This window comes from Pseudomonas sp. Nvir, from assembly GCF_963778085.1.
GTDB lineage: Bacteria > Pseudomonadota > Gammaproteobacteria > Pseudomonadales > Pseudomonadaceae > Aquipseudomonas > Aquipseudomonas juntendi.
The window spans coordinates 58,867-74,808 of sequence record NZ_OY970405.1 but is presented as its reverse complement, the minus strand read 5'-3'; the positions used below and the strand labels follow the sequence as shown (position 1 = coordinate 74,808).

The 15,942-nt window shown below is 56.5% G+C and carries 12 protein-coding genes; 8 read left to right on the top strand and 4 right to left on the bottom strand.

All coding sequences use genetic code 11. The features are described from left to right. Position 1: 1 nt before the first annotated feature. Entirely contained in the window at positions 2-886 is an 885-nt protein-coding gene (locus AACG97_RS00665) for an MBL fold metallo-hydrolase (RefSeq protein ID WP_197885086.1), read from the bottom strand. Positions 887-1,107: 221 nt separating this feature from the next. Between AACG97_RS00665 and AACG97_RS00660 the strand changes: the two genes are divergently transcribed. From AACG97_RS00660 to AACG97_RS00640, 5 genes are all read left to right on the top strand, one after another. Further along, entirely contained in the window at positions 1,108-2,400 is a 1,293-nt protein-coding gene (locus AACG97_RS00660; RefSeq protein ID WP_009684680.1) for a sigma-54 interaction domain-containing protein, read from the top strand. Between the two features lie 141 nt (positions 2,401-2,541). Beyond that, on the top strand, positions 2,542-2,943 hold the full coding sequence (locus AACG97_RS00655) for an RcnB family protein (protein ID WP_064314242.1): 402 nt from the start codon (positions 2,542-2,544) through the stop codon (positions 2,941-2,943). 1,067 nt (positions 2,944-4,010) lie between these two features. Continuing rightward, positions 4,011-4,412: a hypothetical protein gene (locus AACG97_RS00650; protein ID WP_012269857.1), complete on the top strand. Its 402-nt coding sequence runs from the start codon at positions 4,011-4,013 to the stop codon at positions 4,410-4,412. Between the two features lie 81 nt (positions 4,413-4,493). Next, entirely contained in the window at positions 4,494-5,891 is a 1,398-nt protein-coding gene (locus AACG97_RS00645) for a hypothetical protein (RefSeq protein WP_223296393.1), read from the top strand. 189 nt (positions 5,892-6,080) lie between these two features. Further along, a complete protein-coding gene (locus AACG97_RS00640) occupies positions 6,081-6,608 on the top strand; it encodes a hypothetical protein (RefSeq protein ID WP_012269855.1) in 528 nt (175 codons plus the stop codon). A gap of 101 nt (positions 6,609-6,709) precedes the next feature. Here AACG97_RS00640 and AACG97_RS00635 read toward each other — a convergent pair whose 3' ends face one another. From AACG97_RS00635 to AACG97_RS00625, 3 genes are all read right to left on the bottom strand, one after another. Beyond that, positions 6,710-7,033, bottom strand: coding sequence for a hypothetical protein (locus AACG97_RS00635; RefSeq protein ID WP_010951457.1), 324 nt, complete (start codon positions 7,031-7,033; stop codon positions 6,710-6,712). Positions 7,034-7,150: 117 nt separating this feature from the next. After that, a complete protein-coding gene (locus tag AACG97_RS00630; RefSeq protein ID WP_003253420.1) occupies positions 7,151-7,825 on the bottom strand; it encodes a heavy metal response regulator transcription factor in 675 nt (224 codons plus the stop codon). A gap of 489 nt (positions 7,826-8,314) precedes the next feature. Then, positions 8,315-9,658: an OprD family porin gene (locus tag AACG97_RS00625; RefSeq protein WP_003253422.1), complete on the bottom strand. Its 1,344-nt coding sequence runs from the start codon at positions 9,656-9,658 to the stop codon at positions 8,315-8,317. Between the two features lie 403 nt (positions 9,659-10,061). On the opposite strand from AACG97_RS00625, the gene AACG97_RS00620 reads away from it, so the two are divergent. The 3 genes from AACG97_RS00620 to AACG97_RS00610 all read left to right on the top strand — a co-directional run bounded on the left by AACG97_RS00620 (position 10,062) and on the right by AACG97_RS00610 (position 15,838). Further along, positions 10,062-11,333 carry a TolC family protein gene (locus AACG97_RS00620; RefSeq protein WP_010951456.1) on the top strand — a complete coding sequence of 424 codons (1,272 nt, stop codon included), beginning with the start codon at positions 10,062-10,064 and terminating at the stop codon, positions 11,331-11,333. A gap of 68 nt (positions 11,334-11,401) precedes the next feature. Continuing rightward, complete coding sequence (locus AACG97_RS00615) at positions 11,402-12,652, top strand: efflux RND transporter periplasmic adaptor subunit (protein WP_012269854.1); 1,251 nt, start codon at positions 11,402-11,404, stop codon at positions 12,650-12,652. 24 nt (positions 12,653-12,676) lie between these two features. Beyond that, complete coding sequence (locus AACG97_RS00610) at positions 12,677-15,838, top strand: CusA/CzcA family heavy metal efflux RND transporter (protein WP_010951454.1); 3,162 nt, start codon at positions 12,677-12,679, stop codon at positions 15,836-15,838. Positions 15,839-15,942: the final 104 nt, after the last annotated feature.

Sequence of the window (15,942 nt, the reverse complement as noted above, 5' to 3'; positions counted from 1 at the left end):
CTTACAGCGTGTTCAGCGGGATCTTCAAATACCTGACGCCGTTGGCTTCCGGCTCCGGGAAGTGGCCACTGCGCATGTTCACCTGCACCGACGGCAGGATCAGCACCGGCATGTCGAGGGTTTTGTCGCGGGCCTCGCGCATGGCGACGAAGCTGTCCTCGTCGATACCCTGGTGGATGTGGATATTGCTGGCGCGCTGCTCGGCAACGGTGGTGACGTACTGCATTTCGCGACCACCTGGCAGGTAGTCGTGGCACATGAACAGGCGGGTCTGGTCAGGGAACGCCAGCAAGCGCCGGATCGAGCGGTACAGCGTACGGGCGTCGGCGCCGGGGAAATCGCAACGGGCAGTACCGTAGTCAGGCATGAACAAGGTGTCGCCGACGAACACCGCGGTCTCACCCGCATCCTCGATCATGAAGCTCATGCATGCAGGCGTGTGCCCAGGGGTGTGCAATGCACGCGCATACAGGTTGCCGATGCAGAAACCTTCTTCGTCTTCGAACAGCACATCGAATTGGCTGCCATCACGGGCAAAGCCAGGCTCGGCGTTGAACAGGCTGCCAAAAACCTTCTGCACCTGGGTGATGTGCGCACCAATGGCGGTATGGCCGCCAAGCTTCTCCTTCAGGTAGGCCGCTGCCGATAGGTGGTCGGCATGCACATGTGTTTCAAGTATCCAGCGCACGCTGGCGTGCAATTCAGCCACGCGCTCGACCAGCCGATCTGCTGAGGCAGTACAGGTGCGCCCGGCCTTGGGGTCGTAATCCAGCACGCTGTCGATCAACGCGCACTGCCGGGTTTCACAGTCCATGACCAGGTAGCTGATGGTCGAGGTCGCCTCATCGTAAAAGGCGTCCACGTGAAGGTTGTTGCCGATGATCATCACGTTCTCCAGTTATCCGACGCGTCTATTCAAGGCGTAGGCAGTGACAGGAGGTTTATCAAGATGCATGCCAGGCTCTTTATCGTGCCGGGCCCAACGAAACCGGAGCAGTGCTGACAGCGCCTGGCTGAATTGGCAGCATGATTGGCAGTCGACTGTCAGCCAATGGCAGTGTTTGGCAGTCCTTGTTACCCTGCATCCATCATCCGAACGGTGCTGTCATGCCTGAAACCCATCCGTTTATCCTGGCGCTGGTTTCCTACCTCGAGCACGATGCCCTGCCGACCATCGTGCTGGACACCGACTACAACATCCTGGCAGCCAATGCTGCGTATCGCCGCCAGTTCGGCCAGCACGAACAAGCACCCCTAGGGGAAAAGTGCCACAGGGTGTCGCACCACTATGCCGTGCCATGCGACCAGGCTGGCGAGCATTGCCCGATGCGCAAAGCCTGGGACAGCAAGGTCGCGGAGCGTGTGTTGCACATTCATCACACGCCACGCGGGCCCGAGCACGTGGATGTAGAGCTGCGGCCGATCCTGGACGAACAGGGTACGGTCGTAGCCTTTGTCGAACGCTTGACCACCATCACGCTGGCCTCGGCCCAGCCGCAAGAGCAAGGGCTGGTCGGCCGTGCGCCGGCCTTCAAGGCAGCCCTGGCCAGCCTGCAACGCGCGGCGCCAGCGCAGATCCCTGTCTTGCTGCAAGGTGAGTCAGGCACCGGCAAGGAGCTGTTCGCCCGTGCGCTGCACATGGGTAGCGCCAGGGCAAACGGCCCACTGGTGGTGGTGGACTGCACCGGCTTGACCGAGTCATTGTTCGAGAGCGAACTGTTCGGGTACGAAAAAGGCGCGTTCACCGGTGCCAACCAGCGCAAGATCGGCCTGGCCGAAGCCGCCCATGGCGGCACGCTGTTCCTTGATGAAATTGGTGAAGTGCCGCTGGCGATGCAGGTGAAGCTGTTGCGCCTGATCGAGTCTGGCAGCTTCCGCCCGGTAGGCAGCCTGCGCACAGTGCATTCGGATTTCCGCCTGGTGTCGGCCACGCACAAACCCCTCAGGCAAATGGTTGCCGATGGCAGCTTCCGTGAAGACCTGTACTACCGCATCAGCGGCTTCCCGATTCGCCTGCCGGCACTGCGTGAGCGGGTAGAGGACCTTCCCTTGCTGGCGCAGAGCCTGCTGCAACGCATGGCGGGCACATCGGTCCCCAGCTTGAGTGACGATGCCTTGCAGCACCTTGCCTTGCATCCGTTCCCGGGCAACATCCGCGAGCTGCGCAATGTTCTGGAACGGGCGCGGTTGTTCGCTGATGATGGGGTGATCAGGCCGGAGCACCTGCCCGAGGACATCGGCGCGCAAATGCCGGTGAGCCGTGGCGCAAAGCGCCGTGACCTCGGTGAACTGGCCCAGGCCCTGGAACAGTTCAAAGGTTCGCGCAGTGAGCTGGCGCGTCATTTGGGCATGAGCGAACGCACGCTGTACCGTCGCTTGAAAGCGCTTGGGCTACGCTAGCTTCGTGTTTTTGCCAGGCCACCTTTACCGGACCTTTACCGCTGTCCTGACATTAAACGACCTGGTTCATGGTCTGATTGGTTAACCGTACCCGGTAACTGAAAGATTCAGCCGGGCGTTAATACACAGAGGACCGCAACGATGAAAAAGACCCTGACCATGATCTGCGCGGCGCTGATGCTCAGCGCACCTCTGGCAAGCTTCGCGCAGCCTGGCCCACCTGACCGTCATGATGGCGGCCCAGGGCACCCAGGCAACCCGCCCCACGCTCAGCCGCAGGGCCGCCACGACAACGGCCGCGGGCCTGCTTATCGCGACCCGAACTTCCACCCGCAAAAAGGTATGCCGGTACCCCACCAGCAGTGGCGCCGCGGCCATGTGGTCGACCCGCATTACCGTGGTGACCGTTACTGGGTAACCGACTGGAAGGCGCGTCACCTGTATGCACCTCCGCGCGATCACCGCTGGTTGTACGTGAACGGTGACTACGTACTGGTCGCCATCGCCAGCGGAGTGATCGTCAATATTCTCAGCGGCTACTGATGTGTAGGAACACGCTGTTCAGTTAGCAATCGGGGCTGAACTACGCGCCAGGATGTGCTCGGGCGTGTTCGATCACCATGTGGTGCCTGCCTCGAACGCTTCGCAAAAAAAAACCGCAGTAGTGAAATGCCAGTCAGTTTAGTAATTTGGGGCCGCTGTGCGACCCTTCGCGGGCCCGCCCGCTCCCACAGGGGATCGCGCATTTCTTGAGGTCAGCGCCAAACATGTGGGAGCGGGCGTGCCCGCGAAGGGCTGCAAAGCAGCCCCAGTAACGCTTAACTGACAGGCATTACGCAGTGGCGGTTTTTTTCGGTGACCGGTAGGGGTCAGGCTTTGAACCCGGCCGGTCAACATTTGCGACACCGGGCCGCTCTGTCTTGAACCTACACCCGATGTAGGTTCACAAAATAGGTGATAGGCCAGACCCCGTGAAATTGGAATCTTCGCCATTTTTTTTGTGAAATGAAGGGGTGCTTTTCACAGAAAAGCCGAGAAATCCCTACTCACCAATCACAAAAGTTGATTGGCCTGGAAAGGGCCGTTTACGACCGACGCGTGACTTTTCGGTAAGGGATGAGGAGTAGTCGCAGCGATCCTTTAGCTCCTAGTCTGGCGACCTTGGGTTCAGAATCCGACTGGCAATGCCCGCCGTCACTACTTCAGAGGAACCAGCTTCCTCTGCTGCCAAAATTGCGGGGGGCTCATGCTGGTACCCAGGCCCGACAAATGCGCAGTTGCAGCCCTCAATTGCAAGGCTATCCAAAGCGGCACGCGTGTCAATCAAGATCTGATGCATGACGATGGCCGGCCTCACGGAGGTGAAACCGGAGATTCAGATTGACTAAACCGACCCCGTAGACACCAACCTCCACGAAGGCCGCTATCGACCCAAAGCTGTCCTTCAAGAAAGGCAGCTAACGGCGAGAAGCGGTCATTTTGTATCTACAGGTTTCGGGGCGATTCACTCGTCTGATGCTCAGGAGCACCAGGATGGGCGTCAAGGAGGTGGTCATCTTGAGGTGGACTATGCTGACCAGTTGCTCTCAAATCTAATCGTGAGGTCCTCCATGGCAAACCCCAATCTGCTGGCTCTATTCAGAGATGAAGTCCTTCTGACCGGGCCTGAAAGCTCCCTTCCAAGCAACCTATCTCAGTTCTGGCTTGAGGAGCTCCAGAGTCATCTGGAGAGGTATTTCGACGGTTTGAACTCGGATTCAGATGCAGAAGAGAAGGATCTCGACATCTCTCTCCCACTCGCAGCGATCATCCACATCTTGTTCGCGAAGAATGGTGGGGAGGAGATATCCGAGAGCTCTGAAAAGCTGTACGAGTATTTCCAAGACTACCGGCTCGAACTGGCCCTTGAAGAGATCACGCGAAAGACTCATGTGGCTGCCGAGGCTGCAACCATTGAGACCATCTTCACCAACCGAGATGTCCTGGTGGAACAAGGCCCCCTTCTTCAATAGGTACCTCCACCGATGCCATCGCCGGCGGGCACGCTCCGAGGCATTGATGGAATGCATTTTGACGGCTGCCGAGATCAGCGAATGAAAGAAATTGCTGCGCCGATGTTCGATCTAATCGCTTTGTCGCTTCCACGAGGGTTGGGGTTTGGGGACAGCCCGCCAGTAGGGGCATGGCTTAGTGAGGACGGAATTTCTTGTGCCGCTCTAACCCGAAATATCAATTCCGGCAGCTTCGGAATTGTCACCTTGCGGCGTCGTGTCGATAGCGTGTGGGTGCTCCTCAGCCATGGTGAGTGCACCACTGGCGAGTCCGAAGCCCGCGCCTCAATCAGCCATTTTCTCTATACCCAAGCCCATCCGCTTCCACTCCCTTCAGGTGAACGACGACGTGCTCCTCTAAGCAGAATGGGTAAGCGCACACCAAGCGTGGTGTTCAAATCACTATTTGATCCAAGCCGCCGTATTGGGGCGTGGGCGCTGAATCAACTGTATCTCGCACTGCCATCCCCAGACAGAAATTGGGTTCCCGATTGCCAGACTGAGAATTTTCACACCCGCCTCTGGGAAGCCCACCTATTAGCGATTTTTCGTGAACAGGGACTCTTGGTCACCCAGCCTAAAGAATCACCCGATTTTCACATCGAGAATAGGCTGGGAGATGAGGCCTGGGTTGAAGCAGTGACAGCCAACCCGGAAGAGCGGTATGAGCATTTTGGCGCCTCGCCGGTCCCCCCACCCGCTGACCGACATGAGCGTTTCTTAGGAGCGGCTGCAGAAAGGTTTGCGAGGACCATCCAAAACAAATTGGACAAGCGTTACGAATCCCTACCGCACGTGGAGGGTAAGCCGCTCATTCTGGCCTTAGCCGATTTCCATGCGCCCAGTTCAATGCTGTGGAGCAGGGAGTCGCTCATCAGCTATCTCTATGGCTTTGCAGTTCACTCATCTGCGCATCGTGGTACGCACCTGATAACTGTGGAGGAAGAGACATCTCTGCTATCAGGGCGCCCCAACGGCCTATTTACGCTAATGGAAAATGCCCATCTTTCAGCGGTCATTTTCACCAATGCCTGCACAGTGCCAAAGCTCAGCCGAGTGCCGATCTCAGGTGGAGCTCATCTAGACGGGTACCGATACTTGCGGTTTGGTGAGTTTTTCGACCGTTCTCCGGGAGCATCACGAGGTATCCCATTTCTGTTGGATGTAGCGTCCAGCGACTACGGTCAGCTCTGGCCGCAATATGGCTACGAGCCGTGGTCTGCTGAAGTGGAGGTATTCCATAACCCTATGGCACTATACCCGGTGCCTAATGAGTTGATACCAGAAGTCACCCACTGGAGAGAAGTAAACGGAAGAGTCGAGTGCGAATCTTTCTTTGATGTATCCATACTCCGATCCAGAACACTCGTCCTCAGTGCAAACGCTAAGGTTCCGTCACTCGATGAGTTGCTGACAGCAGCCAGTCCTCCAGAGCTCTGACGGCGGCGGGGTGGCCGCATCGTTGCCACGCAGGTAGATGAGAATTTCTCAGCAAGCTACCCAGCCAGGGGAAGGACATGAGATCCCCTGCGCAATTCAGGACCGTTGAAGCGTCACCTCTCTTCGGGTAAAAGCATGACCGTCATACAACGCTACAACAGCGTCATACCCGAGAGCATAGGAAGAAAAATGTCGATCCAAGGACTAAAACGATACTTTGGAAACAAGATTCACGCAGTGATAATGATGGCCCCGCTTAAGCGGGAAATGATACGCCTCGGCATATGCACCCTTATGGCGATTATTCTGAATATCATCTTGTATACCGGCGTTGAAGTAGACGGCACCATCAAGCCGTGGGCAGAAACCCCGATAAAACTGTTTGCATCGTCGATGTTATTCGCCTTCATGATCAAGGCTTTTCTGCCAGTTCTCGGCTGGACGATACTGAAAGCAATGCTGTTGAGTGCGAACAATGCCTTCAGCGGCATACTGAGTTTTTTGGGCAATCAGTTCACAGGCGTCATGTACTGTACCGGAATTATTATGGGTTCTATCACGATTAAATTGTATATGGTTTCCGGGGTTTTAGACTCTGAGTTTGCTTATCTGTCCGCAATCGTATTTGCTTCCGGGGTTTTATATTTCTATGTGCTGCAATGCGCCATTCAAAAAACAATGAGTCCGGCCCTGCGTACACCAGCAGTACCGCGTTAAACCACTAGGCTGTGACTATTCATCTCTGGTGCTCAGTAGGCGCTCGCTCTGCTGAACCCTCACCCATACACAACCATTAATGGACTGGCCCGCCTTCGACTTTATGAAGAAGGCGAGCGAGCACGTGACTGATTGCGCATGTATTCCGAGATGAGACTTTCGAAATTGATGTCCGCCTCCTCAACGAGAATATTGACGTGACAGTACAGCTCTTCAGGACCTCTGAGATAATTGAAAATCCTTGATCTAACGATGCCGCAAACCCCTTCTTTGACCGCCGTAGAGGGGAGGTTGATAACATCGCCAACGCACGGGATAAGAGCTAGGCCATGGTCGCTGTTGAAGACAATGTCAGCTGGACAGGCATCAATGCTGGCATCGGATTGTCCTTGCGAAACCTGCTGATAATCAATGCTATACCTCATGTACAGCCTACCTCATTTGTTGAGTGAGGAATCAGCGCCGCGGATCGTAAACAGAAACCTCAAGTTCGCAAGCGACGGGAGCATGTAGCGGATTTTCGGTACTAGAGAGCTTGGCAACTATCGTTTTTCAAGCACATACCCTACGCCCCGAAGCGTATGTATCAGTTTGGTCTCGAAAGGGTCATCTATCTTGGCTCTGAGTCTTCGAATCGACACCTCTACAACGTTTGTGTCGCAGTCAAAATTCATATCCCAAACCTGCGAAATAATTTGGGTGCGGCTCAGCACCACACCGGTATTACGCATCAGGTAATGCAGTAACGCGAATTCTTTCGTGGTCAGGTCAATGCGCTGACCGTCCCTGAATGCCCTGTGCCGGCTCTGATCAAGCTCCAGGTCAGCGACGCGAATGACCTCTACGGATGCAGGGTGATCTGACCTGCGCATCAAGGCGCGAACCCGGGCCAGCAGCTCAGGGAACTCAAATGGCTTGATCAGGTAGTCATCTGCTCCGTTCTCCAGCCCCCGGACCTTATCCGCCAGCCGGCTTCTCGCCGTCAGCATCATGATACGGGAAGGGCAGTTTTTACGACGCAACAACTCAAGGACCTGCCAACCGTCCATCTCTGGCAGATTTATATCCAGGATAATCAGCTCATATTCGTGCTGCTTAGCCAAGAATAATCCATCTGACCCGGTGTGGACGCAATCTACGACATAGCCACATTCCGTCAGACCTTGACGCACATACTCCGCAGTTTTTACTTCATCCTCAATTACCAGAATTCGCATGGGATTTTGTCTCGATATCACTGAGCAATTAACCGCGCACGCGCGCCGGCATTATTGAAAGGGATGGTAAATCAAAATGAGCGTGCCGGGGCTCAAATGACGGATTTGTAATTTCTAGGTAATACAGTTGATAGTCTGGCGGTATATCTTGTCGCGGTTTGGGTTTGACAGTTGCGGGCCCTCTCTCCAGCAGGTGATTTGACCTTATGAAGTATTGGGTTATTTTCTTCTTTGTGCTGGCTTCGTTCCGCTCAGATGACGGCGAGGTCGCTCACATTGAAGAGACTGGTCATTGGTGTAGTCATGAACTTCACCGGCATGCGATGCGTACAATCGAACGCCTACTTGAATTTTAGGCAAAAAAAAGGCGCCCAATGGGCGCCAAATATCCACCTTTTACCAAAGGAGCACTTAAGCCACTCAAGGTGAATGCGTAATGCTCGTTTTACTAACAGGACCCGCCAATGGATAACTGGCCCAGTTAGCGAATTACAGAATCGAAAGCGGGTACTCGATGATTACACGAGTTTCATCCAGATCCGATTCGAAAGCAGTGGCACGCGTGGTTGCCTGGCGCAACCGGAAGGACAGATCTTTTGCCGGACCGGTTTGGACAACGTATTTGACTTCGACGTCACGCTCCCAACGCTTCTGATTGTCGAGCGGGTTGCCGTTGTCGTCGGTGCGCATGTAGAACTGGTTAGCGTTCGAGTAATCCGCACCCGAGCCTCTGGCGTAGCGCGTCATGAACGTCAGGCCTGGAATGCCGTAGCTGGTGAAGTTCAGGTCATAGCGCAGCATCCAGGAACGCTCTTTCGGCGAGTTGAAGTCGCTGTACTGGATGGAGTTGTCGACGAAAATCGAGTCCGACTGACGCAGGTAGTCGAAATCGTCGTCGCCGTTGTTGCGCTGATGCGACAGGGCCAGGGTGTGGGCACCGTAACGCACACCGACCTTGGCACTCCAGATGTTGTTGTCGAATTCACCCAGGCGCTTCTTACCTTCATCTACGGCTTTGTAGTAGTTGAAGCCACCGATCAGCGCCAGATCGTCGCTCAGCGGGTAAACCACGCTTGTGCCGGCGTAGTACTGATTCCAGACGTCTTTCAGCTGGCTGGCGTAGACGCTCACAGTCCAGTTGTCGTTGATCGAGTAGTCACCGCCACCGTAACCGATCCATGGCGAGTTGACCGGGCCGCCGTAGAACGTCACGAAGTTGTCGTTCAGGTTGCTTGAGACCGGCTGGCTCATCGCATGCAGACGACCACCCTGGAGGGTAAGGCCCTGGATGCTGGTGTTCTCAACGGTCACACCGCGGAAACTCTCTGGCAGCAGGCGAGAGTCACCCGATGCGACGACCGGGGTCGATGGGAAGACATCACCCACTTTCACGATGGTATCGAACAAGCGGACTTTGGCTGCGCCGCCGACCTTGGTGTATTCGTCGCGAGCTTCACCCTTGTTATCAACGGGCAGCACGTCGAAGGAGCTACGGCCGCCGTTGCGCCCATCACCGGTGTCGAGCTTGAGGCCGATCATGGCAAAGGCATCAACGCCAAAGCCAACGGTACCTTGGGTAAACCCGGAGTTGAATTTGCTGATGATCGCGTGCGCCCAGGCTTCGGAGTAGCCGTTCGTATTGCCCTTGCCACTGTTGTAAGTGGGGGCGGTGCTGTCGCGGTTATCACGGTTGAAGTAGAAGTTACGGTTCAACACTGTAAGGCTGCTGCCTTCAATGAAGCCTTCTGGCTTGTCTTCAGCTTGTGCCGAAATAGCATAGCTTCCAGACAGCGCAGAAACTGCCGCCAAATACAGTGGTACTTTGATTTTCATCCGATGCTCCTTTGATTCACGGCAGTTTTTATTATGTTTACCGGCGCGGGTGTCGTTAATTGTTCTGACCAGGCGGCGCGCCTAGCGTAGCGCGAGCTCATATTTGCAGGCCGAAGATAACGGGGGGGTGATAGGAAAATTACAATTTCGTCATCTACCTGTTGTTCGGGCCTTCGCACCGCGTGTTTGCCATCTCCGTTGCTTGTAACGAAATCATCGTGTCGGGTTTGGTTTCCCAGTATTTTCGGGCATTACAGGACATTCTTACGGAATTGTAATTTTCTAGCCACCCCTCTGATAGCTACCGCTCATTAGAGTGCCATCACCTAATCAAGTGGGGCTTGGCAGCTGTTTCGGCGTTCTCGCCAAGCTTTATCGAAGTTTGTGCACGAGGACCATCAAAGTGCCCCGGTATAACCGCAATGTCTTACCCAAGACCCCCGTCTCGCCCTGGAAGATCGCTGCACTCTGTGCAGTCATCTCTGGGTTGATGGCGCCTGCAGCCCTTGCCCAAAGCATCAGCTTGCCCCAGGCGCTTTCGACGGCCATGGATGCCAACCCAGACCTGGCCGCGGCCAGGCAAGAAATTGGGATCGCTGATGGTGCTCGCAAGCAGGCCGGGCTTATCCCCAACCCCACAATCTCGTATGACGTGGAAGACACCCGTCGTAACACCAGCCAGACGACTGTCTCTCTCAGCCAGACCCTTGAGCTGGGCGGTAAGCGGGGGGCTCGTGTTGACGTCGCCACATACGGGCAGACCGCCGCACAGCTTGAGTTAGACCGTCGCGTTAACGGCCTGCGTGCAGATGTCGTCCAAGCCTTTTACGCCGCGTTGCGGGCCCAGACAGGTCTCGACCTGGCCAAGCAATCTCTCGAACTGACTGAGCGCGGTCTTCGCATCGTCGATGGCCGTGTTCGCGCAGGTAAGTCGTCCCCAGTGGAGGCGACCCGCGCTCAAGTGCAACTGGCCGAAGCCCAGCTGCAAGTTCGACGTGCAGAAACGGAAAAAGCGACCGCTTACCAACAGCTCGCTCAAATTACCGGGAGCTCAGTCACCGTGTTTGATCGACTCGAATCGCCAACCCTCTCCCCGGGCTTGCCACCTCGCACTGAAGATCTGCTGGCTAAGCTCGACCAAACAGCAGAAATGCGTCAGGCCGTGGTGCAGATAGACAAGAGCGATGCCTCGCTCGGCTCAGAGAAAGCTCAGCGTATCCCGAACCTTACTGTCAGTGTAGGTAGCCAGTACGACCGCTCTGTGCGCGAGCGGGTCAACACTGTGGGCCTGTCTATGCCTTTGCCGCTGTTCGATCGTAACCAGGGCAACATTCTTTCCGCTTCTCGTCGTGCAGATCAGGCCCGGGACCAGCGCAATGCTGTTGAGCTGCGCCTGCGCACCGAAACCCAAACCGCGTTGAACCAATGGTCCACCGCCATGCAGGAGGTCGAGTCCTACGACAAGACCATTCTGCCTTCAGCCCAACAAGCCGTAGAGACCGCAACCCGCGGCTTCGAGATGGGCAAATTCGGTTTCATCGAAGTGCTGGATGCCCAGCGCACCTTGATCGTCGCTCGTGGCCAATACCTCGAATCGTTGGCAGCGGCGACCAATGCGCGTGCGCAGGTGGAAAGGGTTTATGGCGAAGTCGGCTCAACCGCCGGCACTCGCTGAACGGGCCAAACATTTTCTTCGGCACACAGCCTTGAACAAGCCGGTGCCTACGATCAGCAGGAGTAGCAATGGATAACAAACGCAAGATCGCCCTCGCGGTAGCCGCTGTGGCAGCCCTCGGATTTGGCAGCCTTGCCTGGAACAACAGTTCCGGACAGCAGGCCGCCAGTACTGCCGAGCATGGCGCTAACGATGGCCATGGCGACGAAAAGAAAGCCGCATCTGCCGCCAAAGAGGAAGGTGATGAGGGCCATGGTGAAGAAGGCCACAGCGAAGAGGGCGGTGAAGAAGAGGGCAAGCTGACGCTCAGCGCTGAACAGATCAAGGCCGCTGGTGTTGCCCTGGAAGCTGCAGCGCCTCGTGACCTCGGTACCGTCGTGAGCTTCCCTGGCGAAATTCGCTTCGACGAAGATCGTACTGCCCACGTGGTTCCTCGTGTTCCTGGCGTTGTTGAGGCTGTCCAGGCCAACCTGGGCGAGACGGTCAAGAAAGGGCAAGTCCTCGCGGTAATCGCCAGCCAGCAGATCTCTGACCTGCGCAGCGAACAACAGGCCGCACAGCGTCGCGTCGAACTGGCGCGTGTGACCTTCGAACGTGAGAAGCAACTGTGGCAGGACAAGATCTCTGCAGAGCAAGACTACCTCCAAGCACGCCAAGCGCTGCAAGAAGCGGAGATCTCCTTGGCCAACGCCAAGCAGAAGGTCGGCGCAATCGGTGCCTCGGTTAACTCCGTTGGCGGTAATCGTTACGAGCTCCGCGCTCCCTTCGACGCCGTGGTAGTGGAGAAACACCTGACCGTCGGCGAAGTCGTCAGCGAGGCGACCAACGCCTTCATCCTTTCCGACCTGAATCAGGTCTGGGCGACCTTCGCAGTTCCGCCGACAGATCTGGGCAAGGTCACGACTGGCCGTGCAGTGAAAGTCTCTTCGCCTGACATGAACGTCGAGGTCGAAGGGAAGGTGGGTTATGTCGGCAGCCTGCTGGGCGAGCAAAACCGTGCAGCTACTGTCCGCGTCACCTTGACCAACCCCAACGGCGCCTGGCGTCCAGGCCTGTTCGTAAACATTGCGGTCACCTTCCAGACCGATCGAGTTGCCGTAGCGGTCCCTGAGCACGCTGTGCAGACCGTTGAAGACAAACCTTCGGTATTCGTACGCACCCCAGATGGCTTTGACACCCGCCCGGTAAAACTGGGTCGCCGCGACAATGGGTACGTGGAAATCATCGACGGTATTGAAGCCGGCGCCCAGGTAGCAACCAGTGGCAGCTTCACACTCAAGTCCGAGCTCGGCAAAGCTTCTGCCGAACACGGTCACTGATGCGAACTGACAGGATGATTTCTCATGTTTGAACGTATCATCAGATTCGCCATCGAGCAGCGCATCGTAGTAATGATCGCCGTTCTGATCATGGCGGGTATCGGTATCTACAGCTATCAAAAGCTGCCCATCGATGCGGTACCCGATATCACCAACGTCCAGGTGCAGATCAACACTGCAGCGCCTGGTTACTCGCCCTTGGAAACCGAACAACGGATCACGTTTCCAGTTGAAACGGCCATGGCCGGTCTCCCGGGCCTTCAGCAGACCCGTTCCCTGTCTCGCTCTGGCCTGTCTCAGGTCACCGTGATCTTCAAGGATGGCACTGACATCTTCTTTGCCCGCCAGTTGATCAACGAGCGGCTGCAGGTTGCGAAGGAACAGCTGCCAGAAGGTGTAGAGGCCGTCATGGGTCCGGTATCTACCGGCCTCGGCGAGATCTTCCTGTGGACTGTTGAAGCCGAAGATGGCGCGGTCAAAGAGGACGGTACGCCGTACACCCCGACCGACCTGCGCGTGATCCAGGACTGGATCATCAAGCCTCAGCTGCGTAACGTCCCGGGTGTGGCCGAGATCAATACCATCGGCGGTTATGCCAAGCAGTTCCTGGTTGCGCCGGATCCAAAGCGCCTGGCTACCTACAAGCTGACACTCAATGACCTGGTCGCAGCGTTGGAAAGTAACAACGCCAACGTCGGTGCCGGCTACATCGAGCGTAATGGTGAACAGTTGCTCATCCGTGCACCGGGTCAGGTAGGCAATATCGAAGACATCGCCAACATCGTGATCACCAGTGTGGATGGTGCACCGATTCGCATCAGCAGCGTTGCTGACGTCAGCATCGGTAAAGAGCTCCGTACAGGTGCTGCTACTGAGAACGGCCGCGAAGTCGTGCTCGGTACCGTGTTCATGCTGATTGGTGAAAACAGCCGCACCGTATCTCAAGCTGTCGCCGCCAAATTGGCGGACATCAACCGCACCCTGCCAAAGGGCGTGGTGGCTGTGACTGTTTACGACCGTACCAACCTGGTTGAAAAAGCCATCGCGACGGTGAAGAAGAACCTGGTGGAAGGCGCGATCCTGGTTATCGCCATTCTGTTCCTGTTCCTCGGCAACATCCGTGCGGCTCTGATCACCGCGATGGTGATTCCGCTGTCCATGCTGTTCACCTTCACAGGCATGTTCAACAACAAGGTCAGTGCCAACTTAATGAGTTTGGGGGCACTCGACTTCGGCATCATCGTCGACGGTGCCGTGGTTATTGTAGAAAACGCGATCCGTCGACTGGCTCATGCGCAACATAAGCATGGCCGCATGCTCACCAAAACCGAACGCTTCCACGAGGTCTTTGCCGCGGCGCGAGAAGCTCGCCGGCCGCTGATCTTCGGTCAGCTGATCATCATGGTGGTGTACCTGCCGATCTTCGCCCTCACCGGCGTCGAAGGCAAAATGTTCCACCCGATGGCCTTCACCGTTGTGATGGCGCTGCTGGGTGCAATGGTCCTGTCCGTTACCTTTGTTCCTGCAGCTATTGCCATGTTCGTCACTGGCAAGGTGAAGGAAGAGGAAGGCGTGGTCATGCGCACAGCTCGACTGCGCTATGAACCGGTTCTGCAATGGGTGCTGGGACATCGGAACATCGCTTTCTCGGCCGCAGTAGCCTTGGTCGTGCTCAGTGGTTTGCTGGCAAGTCGTATGGGTAGCGAGTTCATCCCAAGCCTCAGTGAGGGTGACTTTGCGATGCAGGCCATGCGTGTGCCTGGAACGAGCCTCACTCAATCTGTCGAGATGCAGCAGCGTCTGGAGAAAGCGGTGATTGCGCAGGTGCCTGAAGTTGAGCGGATGTTCGCACGCTCGGGTACCGCAGAAATTGCATCTGACCCGATGCCGCCGAACGCCTCTGACGCCTACATCATGCTCAAGCCTCAGGATCAGTGGCCTAACCCGAAGAAGCCTCGTGATGAGCTGATTGCTGAAGTGCAGAAGGCCGCAGCGGGTGTTCCAGGAAGCAACTACGAGTTGTCGCAGCCAATCCAACTGCGTTTCAACGAGCTGATTTCGGGCGTGCGTAGTGACGTCGCTGTGAAAGTCTTCGGCGATGACATGGACGTGCTCAACAACACCGCCAACAAGATCGCGGCAGCGCTCAAAGCGGTCCCGGGCTCATCGGAAGTGAAAGTTGAGCAGACATCCGGCCTGCCGGTGCTGACCATCAACATTGACCGCGAAAAAGCAGCACGCTACGGCCTGAACATCGCGGATGTTCAGAACTCGATCGCTATCGCCGTGGGTGGCCGTCAGGCCGGCACGCTGTATGAGGGCGACCGTCGGTTCGACATGGTAGTACGCCTACCAGAGACCGTTCGCACCGACGTAGCGGGTATGTCCAGCTTGCTGATCCCGGTACCTGCCAATGCGGCACAGGGTGCCAATCAGATCGGCTTCATCCCGCTGTCCCAGGTCGCCAATCTGGACCTGCAACTGGGCCCGAACCAAATCAGCCGCGAGAACGGCAAACGTCTGGTTATCGTCAGCGCCAACGTTCGAGGCCGCGATCTGGGGTCCTTCGTTGAGGAGGCGACCGCATCGCTGGACAAGAAGGTGCAAATCCCTGCGGGCTACTGGACGACTTGGGGGGGCCAGTTCGAGCAGCTGCAGTCGGCTGCCAAACGCCTGCAGATCGTTGTTCCAGTCGCCTTGCTGCTGGTCATGACCTTGTTGTTCCTGATGTTCAACAACCTGAAGGACGGCATGCTGGTCTTCACCGGTATTCCATTCGCACTCACCGGTGGTGTTGTGGCGTTGTGGCTGCGGGACATCCCACTGTCGATCTCGGCAGGTGTCGGCTTCATTGCACTGTCCGGCGTTGCAGTACTGAACGGCCTGGTGATGATTGCCTTCATCCGCGGGCTAAGGGAGGAGGGACGAACGCTCAGACAGGCAGTCGATGAAGGTGCATTGACCCGTCTGCGACCTGTTCTGATGACAGCCTTGGTAGCGTCCCTGGGCTTCATCCCGATGGCTTTGGCCACCGGCACCGGTGCCGAAGTTCAGCGGCCATTGGCGACGGTGGTGATTGGCGGGATCCTGTCCTCCACCGCACTGACCTTGCTGGTACTGCCTGCCCTGTATCACTGGGCACACCGCAAGGATGAAGACGGCGACGAGGCCGAAGTGGTTAGCTAACAGCCTCCGCTAAAGAGAAGCCCACAACACGTGTTGTGGGCTTTTTTGTTTAAAGTGAAGTAGATGCACTTACCTTTCAAAATTGTAAGTTTCTCGTCATGCCG

Bases quoted from the DNA above. Each gene is read 5' to 3' on its own strand.
- AACG97_RS00625 (WP_003253422.1), bottom strand. From the start codon at position 9,658: ATGAAAATCAAAGTACCACTGTATTTGGCGGCAGTTTCTGCGCTGTCT.
- AACG97_RS00645 (WP_223296393.1), top strand. From the start codon at position 4,494: ATGAAAGAAATTGCTGCGCCGATGTTCGATCTAATCGCTTTGTCGCTT.
- AACG97_RS00635 (WP_010951457.1), bottom strand. From the start codon at position 7,033: ATGAGGTATAGCATTGATTATCAGCAGGTTTCGCAAGGACAATCCGAT.
- AACG97_RS00650 (WP_012269857.1), top strand. From the start codon at position 4,011: ATGGCAAACCCCAATCTGCTGGCTCTATTCAGAGATGAAGTCCTTCTG.
- AACG97_RS00660 (WP_009684680.1), top strand. From the start codon at position 1,108: ATGCCTGAAACCCATCCGTTTATCCTGGCGCTGGTTTCCTACCTCGAG.
- AACG97_RS00615 (WP_012269854.1), top strand. From the start codon at position 11,402: ATGGATAACAAACGCAAGATCGCCCTCGCGGTAGCCGCTGTGGCAGCC.
- AACG97_RS00610 (WP_010951454.1), top strand. From the start codon at position 12,677: ATGTTTGAACGTATCATCAGATTCGCCATCGAGCAGCGCATCGTAGTA.
- AACG97_RS00640 (WP_012269855.1), top strand. From the start codon at position 6,081: ATGTCGATCCAAGGACTAAAACGATACTTTGGAAACAAGATTCACGCA.
- AACG97_RS00655 (WP_064314242.1), top strand. From the start codon at position 2,542: ATGAAAAAGACCCTGACCATGATCTGCGCGGCGCTGATGCTCAGCGCA.
- AACG97_RS00630 (WP_003253420.1), bottom strand. From the start codon at position 7,825: ATGCGAATTCTGGTAATTGAGGATGAAGTAAAAACTGCGGAGTATGTG.
- AACG97_RS00665 (WP_197885086.1), bottom strand. From the start codon at position 886: ATGATCATCGGCAACAACCTTCACGTGGACGCCTTTTACGATGAGGCG.